Consider the following 14,396-nt stretch of genomic DNA (forward strand, 5'->3'; position numbering starts at 1 on the left):
GGGGATAAAGCAAATATCAGGGCTTTGCGCTTAGGCCTGCGCCATGCATGGAAAGGTAGAACAGATCGGCGCTCGTGCCACGCGACCCCATCGGCGCGACATTGACGGCCTGCGCGCCCTCGCCATCCTGCCGGTATTGTTCTTCCACGCCCATGTGCCGGGCTTTTCCGGCGGCTATGTCGGCGTCGATATCTTCTTCGTGATTTCGGGCTATCTGATCACCGGCATCGTCGCCCGCGACGTCGATGAAGGCCGATTCTCCCTGCTCCGCTTCTACGAACGGCGCTTCCGGCGAATCATTCCCGCCCTGGCCGTAATGATCCTCGCCGTGCTGGGCTTGGCGGCCTGGCTCTATCTGCCCGGCGATTTGGAGGGCGTGCCCAAATCCGCCTTGGCCGCGACGCTGTTCCTATCCAACCTGTGGTTCTTCACCGACACGGGCTATTTCGCTGGCGGCGCGGATGTGAAGCCCCTGCTCCAGACCTGGTCGCTGGCGGTGGAGGAGCAATATTATATCGGCTTCCCGATCTTGCTGATGCTGCTCGCCCGATTCGGAACGCGCGCACGCACAAGCGTCGTGGCGGCCATTGCCATAGTGTCACTGACGCTGTGCATATTCATGCAGCGCGACACGACAGGCTTCGCCTTCTACCTGCTCCCTACCCGGGCCTGGGAATTACTCGCGGGCGCGCTCCTGGCACTGGGCGTCGTTCCGGCGATCCGGGCATGCTGGCTGCGCGAGACGGTGGTTTGGGCGGGGGTGCTGGCCATCGGCGCAGCCGTGATCCTCTATGATCGCAACACCTTGTTTCCGGGCTTCGCCGCATTGGCACCTGTATTGGGCGCGGCCGCGCTACTCCATAGCGCACCGGGGACAAGCGCAGGCCGGGCGCTGGCCTGGTCCCCGCTGGTGGGCATTGGGCTGATCTCTTACTCGCTCTATCTGTGGCACTGGCCGCTGATCGTCTTCACCGAATATGCGACCGACCGACCACTGTCGGGAGCCACCCGGATTGCCGTCATCGCCGCATCCCTGGCCATCGCCTGGCTGTCCTGGCGTTTCGTCGAGCAACCCTTCCGCGATTCGGCCCGCATGCCGCCCCGCACAATCTTCCGCCTCACCGGCGCGGCGATAGCGCTGCTCTGCGCGCTGTCCGTCGCCCTACTGGCGATGGGACCATGGCCATCCCGATTTGCGCCCGCCGTCTTGGCGCAAATCGCCGGGCGGAACGACATCAGCCCCGACCGCAAGCGCTGCCACGACAGCTTCATGCGCAGCGCGCAGCCTTGCGTCCTGGGCGCGCCCGTCCGGCCCAGCGCCATGCTGTGGGGCGACAGCCATGGCGTGGAACTGGCGCATGTATTGGCGCAGCAAGCCCGCGCGCAAGGCAAGTCGCTCGTCGAGCGCACGACATCGAGCTGCCCGCCGGTGCTGGCCTATGAAGCGAAGGACGCCCGTTGCGCCGCCGCGAACCGGGCCGCGTTCGAAGCAATCCGCGCCGATCCAGGACTAAGTCGCATCTATCTCTCCGCCTTCTGGGCCAATGGCGCATTTGATGACCCCGCCTTCGTGGCAAAGCTAGACCACACCATCGCCGCCATCCGCGCCGAGGGACGGGAGGTCGTGCTGATCGGCGCAGTTCCCCCCCAGCCCTTCGACGTGCCGCGCCGCCTGGCCCATCTGGCGCGGGCCGACGCTCTGGATAGCGCAGAGGGGATAGAGCGGCCGCAGGTGGAAGCGCGCATCGGCAATCTGCGCGCACTTTTCACGCGCTGGCAGGCAAGAGGCGTGACGCTGATCGATCCCGTGCCGCAGCTATGCGACGCACGCTTTTGTGCCATCGAGCGGGACGGCCAGCCCCTCTACTTTGATTCCCACCATCTGAGCGTCGCAGGGGCGCGCGCCGTCCTTGGTAGGCCGCGCTGATTATTCTGCCGCAAGCGCATAGTCCGAACGGGGCAATTCCACCGCCAGCGCCTCCGCGATAGCCCGCACCACGGCGCGCATGCGCGTGATGCCCGGTCCCGGCCAGTTGAGCGTCGCGTCGAGATAGAGCGTCCGGTCGATCTCGATCTGGAGCGCATGCAGATCACGCCCCGGCCGCCCGTGCCGCTCCATCAGATAGTCCCCGGCATAGGGATGATTGAGCGCCACCAGCATGTCGTGTCCGGCCGCGACATCCGCCGCGAGGGTCGTCAACCGGCTCGACGCGCTGCGCCCAAATCGATCGCCCAGCACCAGCCCCGGAGCGGGATAACCCGGCATAGGCGGCGGTAGCGGCGGCATGGAATGAAGATCGATCAGGATCGCATGGCCATGCACATCCCGCGCTGCCGCCATCAATCGCGCAATCGTCGCATGATAGGGGCGATGGACCATATCGATCCGCCGCTCCACCTCCGCCCAGCCGATCGGTCCGCGCCACAATTCCGGGGCGCCCGGCAACCGACGCGGCAACAAGCCAAGACCACCACGCAGTTTCGCGCTGCTCTGCAACGTTACCATATGGGGCACGTCGGAGAGCATCGCCGGATCGACCTCCCGATCATGGCGATTGAGGTCGATCAACGCCCGCGGCGCACTTGCTACCAGCACCGTGAAGCCTTGCGCTATGAGCGGGTGGACGAGGAGATCGACCCAGCGATCCTCCAGCCGCCGGAGCATCTCGGGACGGACGCGCGCCTGCGCCAACAAGGCGGGCGGATAGATACGCCCGGCATGGGGGACGGACAGAATAACCGGACGGTCGGGAATCGCAGGGCCATATAGGTCGAAGGCCGGGTCGCTGTGCGTCGGCGCGCGCGGCGGGCTGTCGTCCAATAGGGCTCCTTTCGGCGGTCTGAGCAAAAATCTTGGCTTGGCTGGATAATATTTACACCTTGTCGCATATATCACGGCTTCGCGCCACCCGTTGGGGTCGCGGAGCATATGAGAGTGGGGGCGATGGTTCGCATATTATTGGCCGAAGACGATGAAAGCATGCGCGTCTATCTGGCCCGCGCATTGGAACGGTCGGGTTATGAAGTCGTCGCGGTCGCGACCGGGACCGAGGCGGTGCCGCATATCCGCTCCGACCGGTTCGACTTGCTGCTGACCGATATCGTCATGCCGGAAATGGACGGCATCGAACTGGCCCAGCATGCCGCTTCGGTGGCACCGGACATGCGGATCATGTTCATCACCGGCTTTGCCGCCGTCACCTTGCGCGCGGGCAAGGCTGTGCCACAAGCCAAAGTCTTGTCCAAGCCCTTCCACCTGCGCGACCTGGTGCTGGAGGTAGAACGGATGTTCAGCAGCGAGAGCCTGACCGGGCTGAGCTGAGCATTTAGTCGGGGACGACCTCTTGCATGTCAGGGGTAGGGTCGAGCGCGATTCCCGCCATCGCGGCATTGAAGCGCTCGCGGTCGAGCCCCTTTTCCCATGCCGACACCACGACGGTCGCCACGGCATTACCGATGAAGTTGGTAAGGCTGCGGCATTCGCTCATGAAGCGGTCCACGCCCAGGATCAGCGTCATGCCCGCGACCGGCACCGTCGGCACGATCGAGAGTGTCGCGGCCAACGTGATGAAGCCCGCCCCGGTTACTCCGGCAGCGCCCTTGGACGAGATCATCGCCACCAGCAACAGCAAGATCTGCTGCTCCAGGCTGATGTCGACATTACATGCTTGCGCGATGAACAAGGCCGCCAGCGTCATATAGATATTGGTGCCGTCGAGGTTGAAGCTGTATCCTGTCGGAACGACCAGCCCGACCACCGACTTTCGACACCCCGCCCGCTCCATTTTCTCGATGAGGCTGGGCAATGCCGCCTCGGACGAAGAAGTGCCCAGGACAAGCAACAGTTCGGCCTTCAGGTAGCGAATGAGGTGGAGGATGTTGAAGCCCACCGCCCAGCACACGCCGCCCAACACCACCAGCACGAACAGCAGCGACGTCAGATAGAAGGTTGCGACCAGTCCGGCGAGGTTGGCCAGCGTCCCCACGCCATATTCACCGATGGTGAAGGCCATCGCCCCGAACGCGCCGATCGGCGCGGCCTTCATCAGGATCGACACCAGCTTGAACACCGCATGGCTGGCCGATTCGAGAACGACCATCAGCGGCGCGGCCTTGTCGCCGATCAGAGTCAGTGCAATGCCGAACAGGATCGCCACGAACAGAACTTGCAGGATGTTGCCGTCCGCCACCGCCGACACCATGGTCGCGGGAATGATGTTCATCAGAAATCCGGTCAGGCTGCTTTCATGCGCCTTGCTCGCATAATCGGCGACCTGTCCGGCATCCAGGGTCGCGGGATCGATATTGAGCCCAGCGCCGGGTTGCACCACATTGGCAACGATCAGGCCAACGATCAGCGCCAGCGTCGAAAAGGTGAGGAAATAGCCGAAGGCCTTGGCAGCGACCCGGCCAATGGCCCCCAGTTCCTTCATGCCCGCAATGCCGGTGACGATGGTCAAGAAGATCACCGGGGCGATGATCATCTTCACCAGCTTGATGAAGGCTTCACCCAGAGGTTTGAGCTGGACACCCGCGTCTGGAAAGAAATGACCGATTGCAACGCCCATCGCGATGGCGATCAGCACCTGGACATAGAGCTGGCGATACCAGGGCAGGCGGGGCGTCGTCTGAATCGGCGAGGATGGCGATGGCAGCATAAGTCTTGGCGTCCCCCTGTTTGCGCCGCAGCATATGGGCCGCCCCTGCCCTGTCCAGAAGAATATCGGGGCCACGCATTTTCTCGCTTGCACCATCCATTTGGCCCGGCTAAAGGCCCAACTCCCGTGGGCGTGTAGCTCAGTGGTAGAGCACTGTGTTGACATCGCAGGGGTCGCAAGTTCAATCCTTGCCACGCCCACCATGACAAAGCCCGTCGCCTGTTTGCAGGTGGCGGGCTTTCTCTTTTGCGGAGCCGCGACCAGCAGGCTATGGCCATCGCAGCATTGGCAAGGGGCGGAAAAAGATGGCGGGCTGCGAGACTATGTCGGGCAAGCGCCTGTTGTTCGTGATGGCCGCGGACGCGGAATATGGCGCACATCTGCGCGCACGATTTACGCCGCTGATGACGGGCGTGGGGCCGGTAGAGGCCGCGCTGGCGACGGGAATCGCCCTGCACGATCTGGCGCGTACGAATACGCTTCCCGATCTTGTCGTCTGTCTTGGATCAGCAGGATCGCGGATCTGCGGGCTGGGCGAAGTGGTGCAGGTTGCCAGCGTTTCCTGGCGCGACATGGACGCCTCACGGTTGGGCTTTACCAAGGGGGTGACGCCCTTCGTCGATCATCCGGTCGATGTGCCACTGTTGATGCCGCTGACGGTACAGAGCGCGCGGCTCTCGACCGGCGCAAATATCGTCGGTGGCGAAGAATATGCGGCGATCGACGCGGATATGGTCGACATGGAGACCTTCGCGGTGGCGCGCGCCTGCGCCCGGTTTGACGTACCGCTGATGGGGCTGCGCGGCATTTCCGATGGGCCGGGCGAACTGGCGCATATCCATGGCTGGATGGAATTGTTAGAATTGCTCGACGAGCGGCTGGCGGCAGCCGTGGACCTACTGCCAGCGGCGCTCGCCAAAGGTCTTTAGTCGCCGTCGAACGCGAGGATCGCCTGCGCGGCGATGCCGTCCGCTTCCAATGCGGCCATACCGCCAAGATCAGGCAAGTCGATCGCGAACAGCGCCATCAACACGCTTGCGCCCTGCTCACGCAACAATTGTGCGCCGGCGAGCGCCGTGCCGCCGGTGGCGATCAGATCATCGACCAGCACTATGCGCGTTCCCGTTGGCACCTGCCCTTCATGCAGTTCCAGTCGATCCGTGCCATATTCCAACACATAATCGATGCCGACGGTCTTGCCCGGCAGTTTGCCTGCCTTGCGCACCGGGACGAAACCCTTGCCAAGTGCCAATGCTAGCGCCGCACCCAGGATGAAGCCCCGCGCTTCAATGCCCACGATCAGATCGGGATCAAGCGGCCGCGCGATCGACGCCATGCGTGCCACCAGTTCCGCTAGACCCGCACCATCCGCCAACAAGGTCGTGACATCGCGAAACTGGATGCCGGGTTTGGGGAAATCGGGGATGGTGCGAACCAGGCCTGCCAGCGTGTCGATGTTCATGCTGTCTCCATAAAAGAAAAGGGCGCGGCTTCCAGATGAAACCGCGCCCTTTTTATATCTCGTCCTCGCGGACCAGCCCCTTAGGCGGCCTTCTTCTTGTCCGCCCAGATATTCTGGTAGGACATATAAGCGAGGCCCGTAGCGATCAGCAGGAAGATGATCGTCGCCAGACCCGCGCGGCGGCGATTTTCCAGCTTGGGTTCGGCGGTCCAGGTCAGGAAGGCTGAAACGTCCTTCGCCATCTGGTCCACCGTCGGCTTGGTGCCGTCGCTATAGGTCACCTGCTCGCTGTCAGCGGCGGTGCCATGGCGAGGTTCAGGTTCGCGAAATAGGGGTTGTAATGCAGCCCTTCGGGTGTCTTGGAATCCGGGAATTCCTTGAGCAGCGCGGCGGGTTGCGCCTGATAGCCGGTCAGCAGCGAATAGACATAGGCGCTGCCATGGTGGCGAGCCTTGGTCATCAGCGACAGGTCTGGCGGGATCGCATTGTTGTTGGCCGCTGCCGCCGCGACGTTGTTCGCGAAGGGCTTGGGGAAATAATCCGCCGGCATCGGATCGCGGGTCGATGCTTCGCCCGTGGCCGGATCGACCGATGGGGTCTTGATCGCCCACTGCTTGGCGATCGCCTTCACCTCGGCTTCGTTATAGCCAAGCGCTTCAAGGTCGCGGAACGCCACGAACTTCAGGCTGTGGCAGGCCGAACAGACCTCCTTGTAAACCTGGAAGCCGCGCTGAAGTTGCTGCCTGTCATAGCCGCCAAGTGGTCCGTCAAACGAGAAGGACACATGCTTGGGCAGTTCGTGGAACTCATGTTCCACGGTGGGCTGCGGCGGTTCGGAGACATAAGCCACCGCCCCCATGAGGAAGGAGACCAGCAGCCAGCCCGCGAAGAAGAGGCCGACGAGAAATGCGCCGATGCGTACCATGTTACGTCTACCCCTTATTCGGCCGGGACCGCGACGGTTGCGCCGTCGGTCTTGCCATATTTCGCCAGCACGGCCTCGGTGATCGAACCGGGCAGCGGCAGCGGCTTTTCAAAGCGCGAGATCAGCGGAAGGATGATCAGGAAGTGCGCGAAATAATAGGCCGACGCGACCTGCGAGATCATCACGAAGGGTTCTTCAGCCGGAGCACCACCGCAATAGCCCAGGATCAACACGTCGAGGATCAGGATCCAGAAGAACTTGTTGAAAGTGGGTCGATACTTGCCCGACCGCACCGGCGAGGTGTCGAGCCAAGGCAGGAAGAAAAGCAGCAGGATCGATGCGAACATCGCCAACACGCCCAGCAGCTTGGCGGGGATGAAGAAGAAGTCGACGGTGAAGGCGCGCAGGATGGCGTAGAAGGGCCAGAAATACCATTCCGGCACGATGTGCGCGGGCGTCGAGAGCGGGTTCGCTTCGATATAGTTATCCGGGTGGCCCAGGAAGTTCGGAGCGAAAAAGAGCAGGATGCAGAAGGCAATCAGGAAGATGCCCGCACCGAAGCCATCCTTGGACGTGTAATAGGGGTGGAATGGCACCGTGTCCTGCGGCCCCTTCACTTCCACGCCGGTCGGGTTCGAGGAACCCGGAATATGCAGCGCCCAGATGTGCAGCATGATGACAGCCGCGATCACGAAGGGCAGCAGGAAGTGGAGCGAGAAGAAGCGATTGAGCGAGGCATTGCCAGGGGCAAATCCACCCAGCAGCCAGGTCTGGATCGGCTCACCAACGACCGGGATCGCGCCGAACAGGCCGGTAATCACCTTCGCGCCCCAATAGGACATCTGCCCCCAGGGAAGCACATACCCCATGAACGCCGTCGCCATCATCAACAGGAAGATGACGAGGCCCAGCAACCAGACCATTTCGCGAGGCGCCTTGTAGGAGCCGAAATAGAGGCCGCGAAAAATGTGGAGATAGACCACGATGAAAAAGAAGCTGGCCCCGTTGGCATGCGCATAGCGCATCAACCAGCCCGCATTGACGTCGCGCATCGTCTGTTCGACGGTGTTGAACGCCACCAGATCATTGGCACCATAATGCATCGCCAGGACAACGCCGGTGATGATCTGGATCATCAGCGCGAGGCCGGCCAGGACGCCGAAGTTCCAGAAATAGTTGAGGTTGCGTGGCACCGGATAGCCCGCGCCAACAGCATTATAGGCAAGGCGCGGAAGCGGGAGCTTCTCGTCGATCCACACCATCACGGGATTCTTGGGAGTATATTGCTCAGCCCAGGGAAAGCTCATGGTTTCTTACCTCAGCCTACGAGAATGGCGGTGTCGGAAGTGAAGCTGAACTTCGGCACTTCCAGGTTGGTCGGCGCGGGGCCTTTGCGGATGCGCGCCGCGGTGTCATAGGACGAGCCATGGCATGGGCAGAAATAGCCACCATATTCGCCCTTATTCTCACCTTCGCCAGCGCCCAGCGGGACGCAGCCCAGATGGGTGCAAACACCCATCGTCACCAGCCACTGCTTCTTGCCATCGACGGTGCGTTCTTCCAGCGTCTGCGGATCGCGCAGCGTGGACGGATCCACCTTGTCGGCTTCGGCGATCTCCTTTTCCGTCAGTTGCCGCACGAAAAGCGGCTGGCTGCGGAAGGTCGTCTTGATCGCCTGACCCGGCTGGATCGCCGACAGATCGACTTCCGTCGATGCAAGCGCCAATACGTCCGCGCTAGGGTTCATCTGGTCGATCAACGGCAGAACGACGACGACAGCGCCGACACCTGCAAAACTCACCGCAGCGATATTGATGAAATCGCGACGGCGGACCCCATCTTCGCCGGGTAAACCCGTGCTGTCTGTATGTTCAACGCTGGCCATGCACCTCAACCCTTGCAAGAACGTCCCTGGTCCCGCCGCAATGCCGTGAACGGCCCTGTTTATCAAGGGTGATGGGTAACCATATCATATGGCCCCCGCCTTCCCCCCGGCGTGGTTCGGGGGCCTGATAACCCCAGTGCGCGCTCTTTGCCAACAGCAAAGTCACGCAAGCTATGACAATTTGCCGCAGTGCATTATGGGCTCGCCAATGCGTATCGCCCTTTATCAACCCGAAATCGCCGGCAATGTCGGCGCGATCCTGCGTCTGGCGGCCTGTTTTGCCGTTCCGGTGGACATTATCATGCCCACCGGATTCGCCTTTTCCGACGCTCGCCTGAAACGCGCGGCGATGGATTATGGCGCGGCGGCGGAGGTCGTTCGACACGCCAATTTCGATGCCTTCGATGCGGATCGGCGCGCCAACGGCCGCCGCTTGCTGCTGATGAGCAGCCACGCGTCGCAGCGGCTGCCCGATGTCGCCTTTCGCGGCGACGATGTCTTGCTGATGGGCTCTGAAAGCGCAGGCGTGCCCGATGCCGTGCGGGATCTGGCCGATATTCGGGTACGGATTCCCATGGCAGAGGGTTTTCGATCCTTGAACATCGCCGTTTCTACGGGCATCGCCGTCGCCGAAGCCCTGCGCCAGACCGGAAAGTTCCCGCAATGACCCCCGCTCCCACGCCCGTCGTCCCTTTCATCCTCGATACCCGCCAACAGGCGGCGCGCACCTGGTTCGAATCACTGCGTGATCGGATCTGCGCTGCGTTCGAAGCGATCGAGCGGGAGGCGGGCAGCGACGCCAGCTTCACCTACACCCCCTGGGACCGCGAGGCCGAAGGGCAGGCTCCGGGCGAGGGCGGTGGCGGCGTGCGCGGTATGATGAAGGGTAAGGTGTTCGAGAAAGTCGGGGTCAATATCTCGACCGTCGGGGGCGAGTTCGCCCCTGGCTTCGCGCAGAGCATTCATGGCGCGGCGGAGAATCCGGCCTTTTTCGCGACCGGAATCAGCCTGGTCGCGCATATGGCCAATCCGCATGTGCCCGCCGTCCATATGAATACGCGCTATCTGGTAACCACCAAAAGCTGGTTCGGTGGCGGAGCGGATCTCAATCCGCCCCTGCCGCGCGAAGAGGATACGGCCTATTTTCATGACGTGCTCAAAGCCGCCTGCGACGCACATGACCCGGACTATTATTCCCGGTTCAAGGATTGGGCCGACGACTATTTCTTCATCCCGCATCGTGGAGTCCATCGCGGGGTCGGCGGCATCTTTTATGATCATCTCGAATGCGCCGATGATGCTACGTTCGACGCAAATTTCGCCTTAACCCGCGCGGTCGGCGATGCTTTCCTTGACGCCTATCCGCCGATCGTGCGGCGACGTATGGCGGAAGCCTGGAGCGAAGCGGACTATGCCGCGATGCTGGAATGGCGGGGACGCTATGCCGAATTCAATCTGGTGCATGATCGCGGCACGTTGTTCGGCCTCAAGACCGGCGGGAATATCGACGCGATTCTGATGAGCCTGCCGCCAATGGCGAGTTGGAGTTGACGCCATGGCGCTGATTACGGTCGATCAGCATATGGTGGCTACGATCGTCACCCATCTGGAGATGCGGCAGAAACCCCGGCCTGCGCCAGTTCCGCCCTCGCCCCTGCGGCTGGTCCGGTGGAAGAACGCCAAGCTCGACACCTATCGCGCACTATTCCGCCGTGTCGGGGAACCCTGGCTTTGGTTCTCGCGGTTGATCATGCCGGACGAATCGCTCGCCGCGATCATTCATGACCCGGCAGTCGAGGTCTATGCCGTCACCGACCCGCGCGGGATCGAGGTAGGGTTGCTGGAGCTGGATTTCCGGTCGATGCCCGATTGCGAACTGGGCTTTTTCGGGCTGGTGCCGCAATTGAACGGCAAAGGCCATGGACAATGGCTGATGGCGCAGGCCAAGGCGCTGGGCTGGCGCAAGGGGGTGGAGTGTTTACGGGTACATACTTGCACGCTCGACAGTCCGGCGGCGCTCGGCTTTTACATCAAAGCAGGATTTGTTGCCCGTAAGCGCGAGGTCGAGACCTTCGCCGACCCCCGTCTTGCCGGGATATTATCGCGTGACGCTGCAAGCCATGTGCCGTTGCTCGATCAGCCTGCGGTGGCCTGACGATAAAGGCGGGCGAGCATCACCAGCATATAAACCTGGATAACCGTCGACACGATCGCCCCGGCAATTCCGCCCGCCAAACGCGCGCCGTCAGGGCCAGCGACTATGCTGCCCAACAGGCCGAAAATCGACTGCGCCGCCGATGCGACGATCCCCGACAGCAAGGTCAGGATCAGGATGAAGGCGAGTAGCCGCCAGAAATGACCACGGGTCAACGCCCAGGCGCGACGAAGTGACTCCTTCACACCAGAACCGCTGTCCAACACGACCGGGTTGAGCAGCATCAACCTTACGCTAGCGAAAAGCGCTACCCCGACCACGGCGAAGCCGAGCAAAAGCCCAAGCGAGGCACCGGCCGCCTTCGATGCCAGCGAAACGATCACCGCCAGCAGTATGACCGTCATCAGCAGCCCAAACAGCGCTCCCAGCACGACCAACGCCGTGCCAAGCAGCACAGGCAGCCGCTGAAGGCTGAGCCGCAGCGCCTCCCCCACCGAAATGCCCGGACGCAGCGCGAGCGCAAACAGGCTGAGCGACCCGAACCAGATCAGGACCACAGCGATCGTAAGGGCCACCCCATAGCTGGCCGGAACATCGGGCATCATGTCCATTTTGGGCGCGAGTGACCAGGCGGCGAGTTCAGGCGGCGTCATTTCCTGAAGGATGAGGCCTGGCAGCGCCACGAACAGGAGCGCGACGGGAAACAGCAGCGTGGCTTCGCGGGCGACGAACGCCACCGCTTCCTGCCATGCCTTGCCGATCGACATTGTCGCCATATCTTGTAACGCCCGCCCTATTCCCGAAAATATCGCGGAGACTTGATCGCTCGCTGTCTCCAAGTCAAGGAAGCGTCATGACGGCCCCCCTTCCCTTTCCCGACAGCGTCGAATGGCGCACCGAAACCGCGCCTGCCGATTACCCTGCGGCGCTGGCCGAGATGGAGGCACGCGCCGCTGCGATCCATGCGGGCGAAGCGCGCGAACGGGTGTGGCTGCTGGAGCATGCCCCGCTCTATACGGCCGGGACCAGCGCCGACCCCGCCGAACTGATCGATCCGCGCTTCCCGGTGTACGATGCCGGGCGCGGCGGCCGCTACACCTATCATGGGCCGGGGCAGCGGATCGGCTATCTCAACATCAACTTGGGCGAACGCGGCAAGGATGTCCGCAATTTCGTGCATCATCTCGAAGGCTGGATGATCGCGGCGCTCGCTGATCTCGGCATAGCAGCGCGGCGGGCGGACGGGCGGATCGGCATCTGGACCGATGACCGCGACGGGCGAGAGGCGAAGATCGGCGCGCTGGGCATAAGGGTGCGCCGCTGGGTGACGCTCCATGGTTTTGCCATCAATGTCGATCCTGACCTTAGCCATTTTACCGGAATCGTGCCGTGCGGGATCAGCGACTATCCCGTGACCAGCATCGCCGCACTGGGCGGCGACGCCTCCATGGCTGCACTCGATCACGCCCTCAAGGCACATTTCCCTGTCTTTCTCAGTCGCTTGTCGCGGTGCGGCTCGGGGCTTGAGCAATGCGAAGCCGGTCGCTAGGGTCACGCCTTTCGCCGGGCGGGGGATTGCCGGGCATCGATGATCGCAAGGAGACCCGGATGCGCCGCCACGTACTTGCCGCCCTGACCCTGTCGCTGCTGCCGCTGGCCGCTTGCGGCGGCGCGGACAAGACCGAAACCAAGGTCGAGATGAAGGACATGGAAGTGGTCGATGGCACCACCAGCGACGCCATGACCGACCTGGACGGGGTCCAGAGCGAAGGCACGGCGATCGCCCTGCCCGGCAACGCGGCCACCAACGCCAGCACGGCGGCACAGCCGACCACCGAAGCCGCGGGCGAGGATGCCGAAGTCCTGTCCGATCAATAAGGCTGGCGCAATCATTCAGCCCTGATACAGTTGGCGCAGACACATATTGGGTCGATGCATTCCATCGCATCCCTTCGTAAAAGGCCTTTTTTCATGACCTTCCGTACCGCGCTGACCGGCCTTGCCCTGGCGGTTGCGCCGCTGCTGGCGCAGCCTGCCGCCGCACAATTTTTTTGGTCGCCGCCCGACTTGTCGGCTCCGCCCTTTACCGATGCGGCAGCGGCCACCGCACTGGGCCTGCCGGGCTCTACGGAAGCGGAGATCAAGGCAGGGCTGGTCTGGAACCTGCGCGCGGCGCTGAATGTCGCGGCGCTGCAATGCCAGTTCGAACCCACCTTGCTTGCGATCGGCAACTATAACGCGATGATCGCGCATCATGATGCCGAACTGGACGCCGCGCAGACCACGCTGCTGGGCTATTTCCAGCGCACCGTGGGCAAGGGACGGCCGGGACAGGCCGCCTCCGACCAATATGGCACGCGCATCTATTCGGGCTATTCGACGGTGCAGGCGCAGAAGGGCTTTTGCCTCGCGACCGCAGAGGTCGGTCGCAAGGCGATCTTCGCTGATCGTGGCACGCTGCATGAGGTGGCACGCAGTGGTCTGGCTTCGATCAAGAAGTCGTTGGTGGCCGCGGGCGAGCAATATTATGGCACGCCGGGCTATGACTATGTGACCGCCTTGCCCTCCTTCGATCCCAAATGCTGGAAGAAGGGCGTTCTGCAGCCTGTCTGCCATCAGCCTGGAACGACAAGATCGGCGTGGGCAAGCCCTAAGGGTGGATCAGCGCAGGCCCAGATATTTATGGGCCTGCACGGTCAGCCGCCAGCGTGGTCGGTCCATGACCAGCGCGATGGCGGCCCGGGCATTATCCTGCGCATGGGGATCATCGAGCGGCTGGAGCAAATGATGGGTGAAAGCCCATTGCTCCATCGCCTCGACTTCGGCGACGCTATGCCCGCCGCCCGGCTGCGGCCAGACGAGCTTCAGCTCATCGCCTGATGTTTGCACGACATCGCTCCCGGCCTTGGGACTGATGCAGACCCAATCGATGGCGGGATGGACGGGCAGCGTGCCGTTGCTCTCGATCGCGATGATGAAGCCACGCGCGTGGAGCGCTTCGACCAGCGCATCATCCGCCTGCAGCATCGGCTCCCCGCCGGTCAGCACGATATAATGGCCCGCCTCGGCCGTGCCCCAAAAGGCCAGAGCGGCATCGGCCAGGGCATCGGCATCAGCAAATTTGCCGCCCCCATCGCCATCGGTGCCGACAAAATCGGTATCGCAAAAGCGGCAGATGGCGCTCGCCCTATCCTGCTCACGCCCGCTCCACAAATTGCACCCGGCAAAGCGCAGAAACACCGCGCGCCGCCCAGCCTGCACCCCTTCCCCCTGGAGCGTGAGGAACATTTCCTTGACTGCATAGCTCATCG

Annotated in this window: 15 protein-coding genes, 1 tRNA gene and 2 pseudogenes; 10 read left to right on the forward strand and 8 right to left on the reverse strand. The window is 62.7% G+C overall.

Features of this window, described 5'->3' with window-relative positions; genetic code table 11:
• The first annotated feature begins 43 nt into the window (after window positions 1-43).
• On the forward strand, window positions 44-1,927 hold the full coding sequence (locus tag BF95_RS07455; protein ID WP_051519898.1) for an acyltransferase family protein: 1,884 nt from the start codon (window positions 44-46) through the stop codon (window positions 1,925-1,927).
• On the opposite strand, the gene BF95_RS07460 is transcribed toward BF95_RS07455, so the two are convergent.
• Window positions 1,928-2,821: an N-formylglutamate amidohydrolase gene (locus BF95_RS07460; RefSeq protein ID WP_043150497.1), complete on the reverse strand. Its 894-nt coding sequence runs from the start codon at window positions 2,819-2,821 to the stop codon at window positions 1,928-1,930.
• 123 nt (window positions 2,822-2,944) lie between these two features.
• On the opposite strand from BF95_RS07460, the gene cpdR reads away from it, so the two are divergent.
• Window positions 2,945-3,322 (forward strand): cell cycle two-component system response regulator CpdR, encoded by a 378-nt coding sequence (cpdR, locus tag BF95_RS07465; protein ID WP_043150498.1) that lies wholly within the window; start codon window positions 2,945-2,947, stop codon window positions 3,320-3,322.
• Between the two features lie 4 nt (window positions 3,323-3,326).
• Here the strand turns inward: cpdR and BF95_RS07470 are convergent, their stop codons facing one another.
• A complete protein-coding gene (locus BF95_RS07470) occupies window positions 3,327-4,658 on the reverse strand; it encodes a dicarboxylate/amino acid:cation symporter (protein WP_043150500.1) in 1,332 nt (443 codons plus the stop codon).
• A 128-nt stretch (window positions 4,659-4,786) separates the two neighbouring features.
• Between BF95_RS07470 and BF95_RS07475 the strand changes: the two genes are divergently transcribed.
• Window positions 4,787-4,861: transfer RNA gene (locus tag BF95_RS07475), tRNA-Val, on the forward strand.
• Between the two features lie 102 nt (window positions 4,862-4,963).
• Window positions 4,964-5,587, forward strand: a complete 624-nt coding sequence (locus tag BF95_RS07480; RefSeq protein ID WP_043150502.1) for a 5'-methylthioadenosine/S-adenosylhomocysteine nucleosidase — start codon at window positions 4,964-4,966, stop codon at window positions 5,585-5,587.
• Here the strand turns inward: BF95_RS07480 and BF95_RS07485 are convergent.
• From BF95_RS07485 to petA, 4 genes and pseudogenes are all read right to left on the reverse strand, one after another.
• Window positions 5,584-6,120: an adenine phosphoribosyltransferase gene (locus BF95_RS07485; RefSeq protein WP_043150504.1), complete on the reverse strand. Its 537-nt coding sequence runs from the start codon at window positions 6,118-6,120 to the stop codon at window positions 5,584-5,586. The genes BF95_RS07480 and BF95_RS07485 overlap by 4 nt on opposite strands.
• Window positions 6,121-6,200: 80 nt before the next feature.
• Window positions 6,201-7,045, reverse strand: a pseudogene (locus tag BF95_RS07490) (cytochrome c1).
• Between the two features lie 14 nt (window positions 7,046-7,059).
• Window positions 7,060-8,352, reverse strand: a complete 1,293-nt coding sequence (locus tag BF95_RS07495; RefSeq protein ID WP_043150505.1) for a cytochrome b — start codon at window positions 8,350-8,352, stop codon at window positions 7,060-7,062.
• Between the two features lie 11 nt (window positions 8,353-8,363).
• Window positions 8,364-8,930 carry a ubiquinol-cytochrome c reductase iron-sulfur subunit gene (gene petA, locus BF95_RS07500; protein WP_043150507.1) on the reverse strand — a complete coding sequence of 189 codons (567 nt, stop codon included), beginning with the start codon at window positions 8,928-8,930 and terminating at the stop codon, window positions 8,364-8,366.
• Window positions 8,931-9,138: 208 nt separating this feature from the next.
• Here petA and BF95_RS07505 point away from each other — a divergent pair, with 208 nt between their 5' ends.
• From BF95_RS07505 to BF95_RS07515, 3 genes are read left to right on the forward strand one after another with little or no spacing between them, the layout of a single operon-like run.
• Window positions 9,139-9,597 (forward strand): tRNA (cytidine(34)-2'-O)-methyltransferase, encoded by a 459-nt coding sequence (locus BF95_RS07505; protein ID WP_043150508.1) that lies wholly within the window; start codon window positions 9,139-9,141, stop codon window positions 9,595-9,597.
• A complete protein-coding gene (hemF, locus tag BF95_RS07510; protein WP_051519899.1) occupies window positions 9,594-10,481 on the forward strand; it encodes an oxygen-dependent coproporphyrinogen oxidase in 888 nt (295 codons plus the stop codon). Before BF95_RS07505 ends, hemF begins: the two co-directional genes overlap by 4 nt.
• Window positions 10,482-10,485: 4 nt before the next feature.
• Complete coding sequence (locus BF95_RS07515) at window positions 10,486-11,085, forward strand: GNAT family N-acetyltransferase (protein WP_043150510.1); 600 nt, start codon at window positions 10,486-10,488, stop codon at window positions 11,083-11,085.
• Here the strand turns inward: BF95_RS07515 and BF95_RS07520 are convergent.
• On the reverse strand, window positions 11,067-11,861 hold the full coding sequence (locus BF95_RS07520) for a glycerophosphoryl diester phosphodiesterase membrane domain-containing protein (RefSeq protein ID WP_043150512.1): 795 nt from the start codon (window positions 11,859-11,861) through the stop codon (window positions 11,067-11,069). The two genes, BF95_RS07515 and BF95_RS07520, sit on opposite strands and share 19 nt — an antisense overlap.
• A gap of 77 nt (window positions 11,862-11,938) precedes the next feature.
• Here BF95_RS07520 and lipB point away from each other — a divergent pair, with 77 nt between their 5' ends.
• The 3 genes and pseudogenes from lipB to BF95_RS07535 all read left to right on the forward strand — a co-directional run bounded on the left by lipB (window position 11,939) and on the right by BF95_RS07535 (window position 13,739).
• Window positions 11,939-12,634, forward strand: coding sequence for a lipoyl(octanoyl) transferase LipB (gene lipB, locus BF95_RS07525; RefSeq protein ID WP_043150513.1), 696 nt, complete (start codon window positions 11,939-11,941; stop codon window positions 12,632-12,634).
• Between the two features lie 59 nt (window positions 12,635-12,693).
• Entirely contained in the window at window positions 12,694-12,963 is a 270-nt protein-coding gene (locus BF95_RS07530; protein WP_043150594.1) for a hypothetical protein, read from the forward strand.
• Window positions 12,964-13,056: 93 nt separating this feature from the next.
• Window positions 13,057-13,739: pseudogene (locus tag BF95_RS07535) on the forward strand (hypothetical protein).
• A 7-nt stretch (window positions 13,740-13,746) separates the two neighbouring features.
• On the opposite strand, the gene queE reads toward BF95_RS07535, so the two are convergent.
• Window positions 13,747-14,394: a 7-carboxy-7-deazaguanine synthase gene (queE, locus tag BF95_RS07540; RefSeq protein ID WP_081764076.1), complete on the reverse strand. Its 648-nt coding sequence runs from the start codon at window positions 14,392-14,394 to the stop codon at window positions 13,747-13,749.
• Between the last annotated feature and the right edge of the window lie 2 nt (window positions 14,395-14,396).

This window comes from Sphingobium sp. Ant17 (assembly GCF_000588875.1).
Classification (GTDB): domain Bacteria; phylum Pseudomonadota; class Alphaproteobacteria; order Sphingomonadales; family Sphingomonadaceae; genus Sphingobium.

Bases quoted from the DNA above. Each gene is read 5' to 3' on its own strand.
- BF95_RS07455 (WP_051519898.1), top strand. From the start codon at position 44: ATGCATGGAAAGGTAGAACAGATCGGCGCTCGTGCCACGCGACCCCAT.
- cpdR (WP_043150498.1), top strand. From the start codon at position 2,945: ATGGTTCGCATATTATTGGCCGAAGACGATGAAAGCATGCGCGTCTAT.
- BF95_RS07470 (WP_043150500.1), bottom strand. From the start codon at position 4,658: ATGCTGCCATCGCCATCCTCGCCGATTCAGACGACGCCCCGCCTGCCC.
- BF95_RS07480 (WP_043150502.1), top strand. From the start codon at position 4,964: ATGGCGGGCTGCGAGACTATGTCGGGCAAGCGCCTGTTGTTCGTGATG.
- BF95_RS07485 (WP_043150504.1), bottom strand. From the start codon at position 6,120: ATGAACATCGACACGCTGGCAGGCCTGGTTCGCACCATCCCCGATTTC.
- BF95_RS07495 (WP_043150505.1), bottom strand. From the start codon at position 8,352: ATGAGCTTTCCCTGGGCTGAGCAATATACTCCCAAGAATCCCGTGATG.
- petA (WP_043150507.1), bottom strand. From the start codon at position 8,930: ATGGCCAGCGTTGAACATACAGACAGCACGGGTTTACCCGGCGAAGAT.
- BF95_RS07505 (WP_043150508.1), top strand. From the start codon at position 9,139: ATGCGTATCGCCCTTTATCAACCCGAAATCGCCGGCAATGTCGGCGCG.
- hemF (WP_051519899.1), top strand. From the start codon at position 9,594: ATGACCCCCGCTCCCACGCCCGTCGTCCCTTTCATCCTCGATACCCGC.
- BF95_RS07515 (WP_043150510.1), top strand. From the start codon at position 10,486: ATGGCGCTGATTACGGTCGATCAGCATATGGTGGCTACGATCGTCACC.
- BF95_RS07520 (WP_043150512.1), bottom strand. From the start codon at position 11,861: ATGGCGACAATGTCGATCGGCAAGGCATGGCAGGAAGCGGTGGCGTTC.
- lipB (WP_043150513.1), top strand. From the start codon at position 11,939: ATGACGGCCCCCCTTCCCTTTCCCGACAGCGTCGAATGGCGCACCGAA.
- BF95_RS07530 (WP_043150594.1), top strand. From the start codon at position 12,694: ATGCGCCGCCACGTACTTGCCGCCCTGACCCTGTCGCTGCTGCCGCTG.
- queE (WP_081764076.1), bottom strand. From the start codon at position 14,394: ATGAGCTATGCAGTCAAGGAAATGTTCCTCACGCTCCAGGGGGAAGGG.